The 9904-nt window shown below is 60.1% G+C and carries 10 protein-coding genes; all 10 read left to right on the forward strand.

Annotation, left to right across the window (positions count from 1 at the left end; translation table 11 throughout):
* The coding region (gene nusA, locus V3W31_06115; protein MEE9614515.1) for a transcription termination factor NusA at positions 1 to 1052 on the forward strand (1052 nt) is incomplete at its 5' end.
* A complete protein-coding gene (locus tag V3W31_06120) occupies positions 1052 to 1309 on the forward strand; it encodes a YlxR family protein (protein ID MEE9614516.1) in 258 nt (85 codons plus the stop codon). The genes nusA and V3W31_06120, both read left to right, overlap by 1 nt.
* Before the next feature lie 69 nt (positions 1310 to 1378).
* Complete coding sequence (gene infB / locus V3W31_06125) at positions 1379 to 3625, forward strand: translation initiation factor IF-2 (protein ID MEE9614517.1); 2247 nt, start codon at positions 1379 to 1381, stop codon at positions 3623 to 3625.
* 37 nt (positions 3626 to 3662) lie between these two features.
* On the forward strand, positions 3663 to 3962 hold the full coding sequence (locus tag V3W31_06130) for a DUF503 domain-containing protein (protein MEE9614518.1): 300 nt from the start codon (positions 3663 to 3665) through the stop codon (positions 3960 to 3962).
* A gap of 57 nt (positions 3963 to 4019) precedes the next feature.
* A complete protein-coding gene (rbfA, locus tag V3W31_06135; protein MEE9614519.1) occupies positions 4020 to 4385 on the forward strand; it encodes a 30S ribosome-binding factor RbfA in 366 nt (121 codons plus the stop codon).
* A 38-nt stretch (positions 4386 to 4423) separates the two neighbouring features.
* Positions 4424 to 5443 (forward strand): bifunctional oligoribonuclease/PAP phosphatase NrnA, encoded by a 1020-nt coding sequence (locus V3W31_06140; GenBank protein MEE9614520.1) that lies wholly within the window; start codon positions 4424 to 4426, stop codon positions 5441 to 5443.
* Entirely contained in the window at positions 5422 to 6180 is a 759-nt protein-coding gene (truB, locus tag V3W31_06145) for a tRNA pseudouridine(55) synthase TruB (protein MEE9614521.1), read from the forward strand. The genes V3W31_06140 and truB overlap by 22 nt, the downstream gene beginning before the upstream one ends.
* 157 nt (positions 6181 to 6337) lie before the next feature.
* Positions 6338 to 6604 (forward strand): 30S ribosomal protein S15, encoded by a 267-nt coding sequence (gene rpsO, locus V3W31_06150; protein ID MEE9614522.1) that lies wholly within the window; start codon positions 6338 to 6340, stop codon positions 6602 to 6604.
* A gap of 143 nt (positions 6605 to 6747) precedes the next feature.
* On the forward strand, positions 6748 to 8850 hold the full coding sequence (gene pnp / locus V3W31_06155; protein ID MEE9614523.1) for a polyribonucleotide nucleotidyltransferase: 2103 nt from the start codon (positions 6748 to 6750) through the stop codon (positions 8848 to 8850).
* 132 nt (positions 8851 to 8982) lie between these two features.
* Positions 8983 to 9904, forward strand: a 922-nt coding sequence (locus V3W31_06160; GenBank protein ID MEE9614524.1) for a pitrilysin family protein, incomplete at its 3' end; no start/stop codon positions are given.

Genomic DNA, 9904 nt, shown 5'->3' on the forward strand with positions numbered 1-9904 from the left:
AGTACGACCCCGATGCACAGGTGGGCGACAGCCTGGGCCTTAAGCTGGACTCCAAGGATTTCGGCCGTATAGACGCGCAGACCGCCAAGCAGATTATCATCCAGAAGGTCAGGGAGGCCGAGAGGGGTATTGTCTTTGACGAGTACAGCGACAAGAAAGACGAGGTCGTTACCGGTATAGTCCAGAGGTTCGAGAGGGGAGACATAATGGTGGACCTCGGAAGGACCGAGGCCGTTCTGCCCCGGAAGGAACAGGTAAGGCGTGAGAGGTACCGCCAGGGTGAGAGGATAAGGGGTATGGTGCTCGACGTGAAGAACGATGCCAGGGGCCCCCAGGTGATACTCTCCAGGACCCACCCCGGTTTTCTGATAAAACTTTTCCTGATGGAAGTGCCCGAGATATACGAGGGGATCGTGGAGATCAAGGAGGCCGCCAGGGAGCCGGGAGACCGTGCCAAGATAGCGGTACTTTCGCATAACTCCGAAGTGGACCCCGTTGGGGCATGCGTCGGCGTGAAGGGGTCAAGGGTCCAGGCCGTCGTCCAGGAGCTCAAGGGAGAGAAGATAGATATCGTCCACTTCTCGGACGACGCGGCGGTGTTCGCGAAGAACGCCCTCTCCCCGGCCCAGATATCCAAGGTCATCGTGGACGAGGCCGAGCACTCCATGGAGGTCGTGGTGCCGGACGACCAGTTGTCGCTGGCCATAGGGAAGAAGGGGCAGAACGTGAGGCTCGCGGCCAAGCTTACGGGCTGGAAGATAGATATAGGGACCGAGGCCGGCGGCGCGGATGAGAAGAGAGAAGCCCTCTCTCCCGATGAAGCGCTCAGGAGGGAGGTCGAGGCCGCCGGGGTCGCGGCCGGCGAAAAGGTATCGGTCGGGTCGCTGCCGGGTGTCGGGCCCAAGACCGTCGAGGCCCTCGAGGCCTCCGGGTTCGAGACCGTGGATAGTATCGCCGCCGCCTCCGTCGAGGAGCTTTCGGCCGTGGAAGGGATAGGGGCTAAGAAGGCGGAAAAGATCCTTGATGCCGCCAAGGAGCTTGCAGGCTCGTAATGCCCCGGAGAAGGTGCGTCGGCTGCGGCCTTACGAGGGATAAGGGATATCTTGTAAGGTTCGTATCGGTAGAGGGCAGGCTGGTCCCGGACTTTAAGAAAAGGATGCCCGGAAGGGGGCTTTACCTTTGTCCCTCAAGGGGCTGCGTTGTCAGCGCGTGTGAAAAGAAGGGGGCCTTTTCAAGGGCCCTTAGGACGGCCGTGACCGTGCCGGACACAGAAGAGTTATGGGAGGAGATACCCGAAGGGTCCGACTGAAACTTAAAGACATTGCGTTAAGGGACGGGTTTCACCGGCCGGAAGGGATGGAGTTTCAAACTTTGAATTATGACGGATAAAGAAGAAAAGACCGTTGCGGAGGATAGCGTCGAGGAGAAGCGGATAAGGCCCGCCGTTATCCGGAGACGTGTGAAGAAGGCCGCTCCGCCGAAGAAGGAGGAGAAGGCCGCTGCCGCTGAGAAACCTGTTTCCGCGAAGAAGGCTATTTCCGCGAAGAAGCCTGCCGCCGCGAAGAAGGTCGCCGCTGGCGAGAAGGCTGTTTCCGTGAAGAAGGCCGCTGCCGCGAAGGCTCCGACGAAGAAGGCCGCCGCCGCGAAACCTCCGGCCAGGAAGGCTGTTTCCGCCGCCGCAAAGCCCGCCCCCGCCAAAAAGGAAGTAAAGATATTCGAGAAGGAAAAGAAGCCGGTATTTACTCCTCCCCCCCCACAGGTCTTCAGAAGGGGCAAGCGCTACAGGTTTAAGGGCGTCCAGCGCAGGGCGGCTGCCGTCCAGGCCACAAGGCCGCTTAAGAAGACCGAGATAACGGTGCCCAAGGGCGTAAAGAGGGTCATAAGAGTGTCGGACGCCATAACCGTGGGGGAGCTTTCCCAGAGGCTCGGGGTAAAGGCCGGCGATATAATAAAGAAGCTTATGGGGCTCGGGACCATGGCTACCGTGAACCAGTTCATAGACGCCGATGCCGCCACACTCATCGCGCACGAGTTCGACTACGAGGTGGAAAACGTGGCGGTTGGGGAGGAGAGTTTGCTGGAGGCGGCCACGGAGGGCTCCGGGGCGAAGGAACTCGTCCATAGGGCCCCGGTGGTGACCGTAATGGGCCACGTGGACCACGGCAAGACCTCTCTCCTGGACGCAATAAGAAAGACAAGCGTGGCCTCGGGCGAGGCCGGCGGCATAACGCAGCATATCGGCGCATACCACGTACACCTTGAGAAGGGGGACATAACCTTTCTCGATACGCCCGGCCACGAGGCCTTTACCGCGATGAGGGCCAGGGGGGCGGAGGTGACCGACATAGTCGTGCTCGTCGTAGCCGCCGACGACGGGGTTATGCCCCAGACGGTCGAGGCCATAAACCACGCCAAGGCCGCCGAGGTCCCGATAATAGTGGCCATAAACAAGGTGGACCTGCCGGGCTCCAACCCGGACAGGATCAAGCAGGCCCTTATGAGTTACGGGCTCGTCTCGGAGGCCCTGGGAGGGGATACTATCTTCGTCGAGGTCTCGGCGAAGACGGGGCTCAACATAAAAGAGCTCCTGGAGATGGTGCTGCTTCAGGCCGAGGTGCGCGAGTTGAAGGCGGACCCCACGCTCCAGGCAAAGGGTGTCGTGGTGGAGGCCAAGATCGAGAAGGGCCGCGGTCCGGTCTCGACGGTCCTCATCCAGGACGGGACGCTCAGGAAGGGGGATGCCTGCGTGGCAGGCATGTATTCCGGCAGGGTCAGGGCGATGATAAGCGACTGGGGCAAGAGGGTGAACGACGCGGGCCCCGCCATGCCCGTCGAGATACTCGGACTTGCCGGCGTGCCGCTGGCGGGAGACACGTTCGCCGTGGTGAAGGACGAGGCCTCCGCGAAACAGATAGCCGAAATAAGGCAGAGAAAGAGCTATGAGAAGGAGATGCTCAAGAGTTCCAGGGTGAGCCTCGCCGACCTCTACGACAGGATAAACAAAGGGGAGGTGAAGGAACTCGGCATAGTCGTCAAGGCCGACGTGCAGGGCTCCATAGAGGCCGTTAACGACGCGCTCGGAAAGCTCGCCACCGAAGCAGTGGGGGTAAAGATGATACACGGCGCCGTGGGCGGGATAAACGAGGGGGACGTCATGCTCGCCTCGGCCTCCAACGCGCTCCTTGTAGGCTTTAACGTAAGGCCCGAGACCAAGGCCAGGCTCCTGGCCGAAAAGGAGAAGGTCGACATAGCGCTCTATAACGTAATATACAACCTCGTCGACGACATAAGGAACGCCATGGAGGGGATGCTCGACCCGATCGTCAGGGAGGAGACTGCCGGAAGGGCCGAGGTGAGGGAGGTCATGCGCATATCCAATGTCGGGAACGTGGCGGGCTCCTACGTGTCGGACGGGAAGATGCTGAGGGGCGCTAAGGTGCGCCTTATAAGGGATAACGTGGTTATTTACGACGGGAGCATAGGGTCGCTCAGGAGGTTCAAGGACGACGTAAAGGAGGTCGCCTCGGGATACGAGTGCGGCATATGCATAGCCGGTTACGAAGACATAAAAGTGGGGGACGTGATCGAGGCCTACACATTGAAGGAGGAGGCCGCGAAGCTTTAGCGCGCCGGGGCGGGCACGCTTCCTATCCGGTTCTTGCATGGTCAGCAATATGGTCGTGGGCATCTGCCATATGGGCCTTCTTATCCACGACAGCCGTTCCCTTAAGGCAAAGAGGCAGGTCCTTAAGAAAGTCGTGGAGAAGGTCAAGAACCGGTTCAACGTATCGGTCGCGGAGGTCGGAAGCCAGGACCTCTGGCAGAGGGCGGAGTTGGGCTTTGCGGCCGTGGGCAACGACAGGGCCGTTATAAACTCCGTGCTCGATAAAGTCATTAACTTCGTGGAAGAGCTCCATATCGTGGAGATAACGGACCACGATATAGAGGTTATAAACTGCTGAGAGCTTTGCCGGCCGTTAGGCTGCCGGGCCGCTGGTCGGCGGAGGGGATAAAAGAGAGTGACCTATAAGCGTTCGGACAGGGTCGGGGACCTCATCAAGGAAGAGGTGGCCTCCATAATACTCCACGGGGATATAAAGGACCCCAGGGTGGGGTTCGTGACGGTTACCTCGGTCAGGATGAGCCGGGACCTTAAGAACGTGACGGTCCTTTTCAGCATGATAGGCAGCGACGAGGAGCGGGAGCGGAGCGCCGAGGGACTCAACAGCGCCGCCGGCTACGTGCGGAGGGTCCTTGCGAAGAGGCTCAGGCTGAAGCACATCCCGTCGGTCAGGTTCGAGTTCGACAGGTCGCTCGAATACGCCATGCATATGAACGAGATAATAAAAGAGGTTAATGAAAACGGCGGCACCGGCTCCGATTAAACGTACCGAAAGGATTTTTTCCATTTCCCCATTTTCCTATGGATAAGGTTTTCACTCAGGTTGCGGAGAAGATAAAGAACTCCGAGAGGTTCATGGTCGTCTCCCACGTAAATCCGGAGGGAGACGCGCTGGGCTCGCTCCTCGGGCTCGCCCTCGCCTTAAGCGAGATGGGCAAGGACGTCGTTGCCTACAGCGAGGACCCCGTACCGGAAACCCTCCGGTTTCTGCCGGGGGTGGATACGCTTGTGCACGACCTCGGCGGCGAACCCCCCTTCGATGTGACCTTTGCCGTGGACTGCGGGCAGATAGAGAGGCTCGGCGCCAAGTTCGCGGAGTTCGAGGGGAGGGGCACGCTTATAAACGTCGACCATCACGCGACCAACGACAACTTCGGGGACGTCAATATAGTGGTGCCCGACGCGAGCGCGGCCGGCGAGATAGTTTTCGACCTCCTGGAGGCCGCGGGGGCCGGGATATCCCCCGATGTGGCGACCAACCTCTACGTGGCGATAGTCACCGATACGGGCTCCTTCCGTTACAGTTCCACCTCGCCGGGGGCCTTTGTGAAGGCGGGCGAACTCGTTGCGTATGGCGCGAGCCCCTGGGAGGTGGCAAGGCACGTATACGAGAGCTATCCCGCCAGCAGGTTCAAGCTCTTGAGCGAGGTCCTCTCCACGCTGGAGGTTATAGGGGACGATGGTGGGAAAGGCGGCGGTAACGGCGGGATGGCCGACCGCGGGATAGCCACCGTTTTCGTGACCGAGGAGATGATAAAGAGCGCGGGGGCCAACAGAGAGGACTCGGACGGCTTCGTTAACTACACGAGGTCCATAAAAGGGGTTGAGGTGGGGGTGCTTTTCAGGCAGTGCGGCCCCGACGAATATAAGGTAAGCTTGAGGGCCAAGGGAGAGGTGGACGTGGCTGCGGTTGCCGAAACCTTCGGCGGCGGCGGCCATTCGCATGCCGCGGGCTGCAACCTGAGCGGGAGCCTCGAAGAGGTGAGGGAGAGGGTGGTCTCGGCACTCAAGGAAAGTATATGCGTCGCCGGAAGGGGATAGACCGTATGGACGGGGTGCTCGTAATAGACAAGCCCGCCGGGCTTACCTCGCACGACGTGGTAGTGAGGGTCAAGAGGACGCTCGGCGCCGGGAAGGTGGGGCACCTGGGCACCCTCGACCCGGCTGCAACGGGCGTCCTGCCGCTGGTTATAGACCGTGCCACCCGCCATGCCGACCTCCTCTCGGGAGGACGGAAGGAGTACCTCGCCACCATGAAGCTCGGTACGGAGACCGACACCTACGACGCCGAGGGGCGGGTGACCGCGACGGGCGAGACGGCCTCTCTTTCCGTCGAGGACGTGGAGCGGGCGCTTAAAAGCTTTGTCGGACGCATAAGTCAGGTCCCCCCGATGTTCTCCGCGGTCAAGAAGAACGGGGTGCCGCTCTATAAGCTCGCAAGGAAAGGGATTGAAGTGGAGCGCGAGCCCAAGGAGGTGGAGATATTCTCCGTCGACGTCGTCGAGATCGGTATCCCGCTAGCGGTGTTCCGGCTCGCATGCTCCAGGGGCACGTACCTGAGGACCATCTGCTTTGACGCGGGCAGGGTGCTCGGCTGCGGCGCGCACCTCGCGGCACTCGAGCGTACCAGGAGCGGACGCTTCTCCATGGAGGACGCCATAGCGCTCGACTCCTCCAGGCAGCTGATGGAGGAGAGCATAATGCCGCTCGCCTCGCTGGTGGACCATGCCCCCGGGGGCCGGACGGGATTTAAAGAGACGGTGACTGCGCACGGTTAACGTATGTGCGGTCGTCTATAACGTTGGCATCCCGTGCCATGGGCGATAGTTTCTAAATTTAAAACACCTTCCCTACGGGAGGGTATAGGTGATAAGATTGGGACCGGCCATTGAGGCTTTAAAGAGGTGAATTCGAGGGAAGGGAGGTGAATACACGATGCTGACCACGGACAGGAAACAGGGTGTTGTAAAGAAGTACAAGGTACACGACACGGATACCGGCTCGCCCGAGGTGCAGGTGGCGCTTATAAGCGAGAGGATAAACTCGCTCAGCGGCCACTTCAAGGCCCACGGCGGCGACCACCATTCAAGGCGGGGGCTCCTTAAGCTCGTCGGCAGGAGGAGGAGGCTCCTCGACTACCTTAAGAAAAAGGACGCGGACCGCTACAAGAAGCTTATCGAGAGCCTCGGGCTCAGGCGTTGAGCCGCGTAGAGGGTCGGCACCCGCGCGGGTGCCGCTTAAGCACGTCCATTTGAGGTAAAGATGGCTGGATAGAGACGGTGAGATGGAAGCGGTGGGCTAAGAAAAGTGAGACGAAAACAAAGACGGGAGCTACGAAAAAAAAGATGGCAAAAACATATGAGATAGATTACGGGGGGAGACCCCTTACCATAGAGATAGGTAAAGTGGCGAGGCAGGCCCACGGGTCCTGTACCGTCAGGTACGGCGACACGGTGGTGCTGGTTACGGCCTGCCGGGCGCCGGGCGCCTCCGAGGGGCTCGACTTCATGCCGCTTACCGTTAACTACATAGAGATGACGTACGCGGCCGGGAAGATACCCGGAGGCTTCTTCAAGCGCGAGGGCAGGCCGAGCGAGAAGGAAGTGATCTGTTCCAGGCTTATCGACAGGCCGCTCAGGCCGCTCTTTCCCGACGGCTACCGTCACGAGACACAGGTCATCGCCACGGTGATGTCGCTCGACCCGGAGAACGACCCCGAGATCGTGGCGACCATAGGCGCCTCCATTGCGCTCGGCATCTCCGACATACCGTTCGCGGGCCCCATAGCCGCGGTAAGGGTCGGGAGGCTTGACGGGAAGTTCGTCTGCAACCCGAGCGTTAAAGACCGGAAGGAGCAGGACCACGAGGTCGACCTTATAACCGCCGGCACCGACGAGGCGATAATGATGGTCGAGGGAGGGGCAAAGCTTGTTTCCGAAGACCTCCTCGTCGAAGGGCTCGACTTCGCCAGGGAGAGCATGGCCGCCGTTATAAAGCTCCAGAGGGATATCATAAAAGAGATAGGCGCAGCCAAGCTCACAGTGGTGCCGCCCGCGGCAGACGAGGCCCTCGGCGCGCGCGTTAAGGAGCTTTCCGAAGAGAAACTCCGCGGGGCGCTCAAGATACCGGAGAAGATAGCTCGCTACGCGAAACTCGACGAGCTGAAGAAGGAGCTCGTGGAGGCGCTCTTGCCCGAGTTCGAAGACAGGGAGAAGGAGATAAAAGGGGCCTTCGGGGCTCTCAAGTACGACGTTATGAGGGCGACCGTCCTTAACGAAAAGAAGAGGGTCGACGGCAGGGGACCGAAGGACGTAAGGGGCATAACCTGCGACGTGGGGCTCCTGCCGAGGACCCACGGCTCCGCTCTCTTTACCAGGGGCGAGACGCAGGCGATGGTCATTGCCACGCTCGGGACCTCGGACGACGAGCAGAGGATAGACGCCCTTTCCGGCTGGGAGTACAAGCGCTTCATGCTGCACTACAACTTCCCGCCGTTCTGCGTGGGCGAGGTGAAGTTCATGAGGAGTCCCGGCAGGAGAGAGATAGGTCACGGCGCGCTCGCCGAGAGGGCCGTATCGAGGCTCCTGCCCACGCCCGAGGACGAGTTCCCCTATACCGTAAGGGTGGTATCCGAGATACTCGAGTCCAACGGGTCGTCTTCGATGGCTACGGTATGCGGCGCCTCTCTTGCGCTTATGGACGCCGGCGTGCCCGTGAAGGCGCACGTGGCAGGGATAGCCATGGGCCTTATAAAAGAGGGGGATAACTCCGTAATACTCTCCGACATACTCGGCGATGAGGACCACCTCGGAGATATGGACTTCAAGGTGGCGGGTACGAAGGACGGGGTCACCGCGCTCCAGATGGACATAAAGATAGGCGGCGTGACGCCTGAGATATTGAAAGAGGCGCTCCACCAGGCTCGCGAGGGGAGGCTCACGATACTCGAGAACATGGAGAAGGCCATATCCGCCCCGAGGAAAGAGATATCCGAATACGCTCCGAGGATAATCACGATACAGGTAAGGGTGGAGCGGATAAAGGACGTCATCGGGCCCGGTGGGAAGAACATCAGGGGCATCATCACCGAAACCGGGGTTAAGATGGACGTCGACGACTCCGGCAAGGTGAGTATCGCCTCGTCCGACGAAGAGGCCGCCAAGAAGGCAGTCGCCATGGTGGAGGCGCTCACACAGGATGCCGAGGTGGGCAAGCTCTACATGGGCACGGTAAGGAAGATTACCGACTTCGGCGCCTTCGTGGAGATACTTCCCGGTACCGACGGCCTGGTACACATCTCGCAGCTCGCCCCCGAGAGGGTGGAGAATGTGACCGACATCCTTAAGGAGGGCGAGAAGGTCCTCGTTAAGGTTATAGAGGTGGACAGGGCCGGCAAGATAAGGCTTTCGAGGAAAGAGGCCCTGGGGGAAACACTGCCACAGGCGTAACAGGGTAACCACTTATCCGTGCCCGTTGGCCGTTATCCCTCTGCGGATACGGATTTGGAATGACGGGCACGGATTTTTTATTTCGGGTTTTTTTCGAATTTATTTCGAATTATTCGAAAGTAGAACACTGATATGTCTCGTACGAAAAAGAGCCTCCTCCCGGGCGGCATAAATGTCATAACCGAGGAGATGCCCGATGTCGAGTCGTCCTCCATAGGTTTCTGGGTGACTACCGGCTCAAGGGACGAGTCCCCCCGGGAGGCGGGCATTTCCCACTTCATAGAGCACCTCCTCTTCAAGGGCACGGAGAGGAGGACCGCGCTCGATATAGCAAAGGAGATAGAGTCGGTCGGGGGCGTGCTTAACGCCTTCACCGGCAGGGAGTACACCTGCTTCTACGCCAAGGTCCTGAATAAGGACCTCCCTCTTGCAATCGACCTCCTCGCCGACATGCTCCGGAACTCGAAGTTCGACCGGGCGGAAATAGAGAAGGAGAGGATGGTTATCCGCCAGGAGATAAAGATGATCGAGGACACCCCGGACGACCTGGTCCACGACCTTCTCGCCGAGAGGTTCTGGAAGGGGCACCCGCTCGGGAGGCCGGTTATCGGCACCGACCGTACGGTCGGCTCCATAAAGAGGGAGGACGTGGTCGAGTACTTCAAGAGGCGTTACCATTCGGGCAGTCTCTTCGTAACGGCGGCCGGGGGGCTCAACGCCGCCCGGACGGTCAGGCGTCTTAGTTCCGCCCTGCGGGGGTTCGCCCCAGGCAAGGCGTCCGGACGGACCGCGCCGCCCGTCCCGTGCCCAGGGGCCAAAATCGTAAAGAGGGACCTGGAGCAGGCGCACTTCTGCATAGGGGTCCCGGCCTTCGCCCGGACCAAGGCCGCCCGCTACAGGCTCTATATACTTAACACCATCCTCGGCAGCGGCATGAGCTCACGGCTCTTCCAGGAGATAAGGGAGAAGAAGGGGCTGGCCTACTCGGTATACTCCTACCTGAACCTCTGCCGGGACGCCGGGTCGCTCGTGGCATACGCCGGGACGTCGAAGG

The organism is Thermodesulfobacteriota bacterium (assembly GCA_036482575.1).
In the GTDB taxonomy this organism is placed as follows: Bacteria; Desulfobacterota; GWC2-55-46; order GWC2-55-46; family JAUVFY01; genus JAZGJJ01.

Excerpts from the sequence above, each read along its gene's own strand:
- V3W31_06120 (MEE9614516.1), top strand. The coding sequence starts at position 1,052 with ATGCCCCGGAGAAGGTGCGTCGGCTGCGGCCTTACGAGGGATAAGGGA.
- infB (MEE9614517.1), top strand. The coding sequence starts at position 1,379 with ATGACGGATAAAGAAGAAAAGACCGTTGCGGAGGATAGCGTCGAGGAG.
- V3W31_06130 (MEE9614518.1), top strand. The coding sequence starts at position 3,663 with ATGGTCAGCAATATGGTCGTGGGCATCTGCCATATGGGCCTTCTTATC.
- V3W31_06140 (MEE9614520.1), top strand. The coding sequence starts at position 4,424 with ATGGATAAGGTTTTCACTCAGGTTGCGGAGAAGATAAAGAACTCCGAG.
- truB (MEE9614521.1), top strand. The coding sequence starts at position 5,422 with ATGCGTCGCCGGAAGGGGATAGACCGTATGGACGGGGTGCTCGTAATA.
- rpsO (MEE9614522.1), top strand. The coding sequence starts at position 6,338 with ATGCTGACCACGGACAGGAAACAGGGTGTTGTAAAGAAGTACAAGGTA.
- pnp (MEE9614523.1), top strand. The coding sequence starts at position 6,748 with ATGGCAAAAACATATGAGATAGATTACGGGGGGAGACCCCTTACCATA.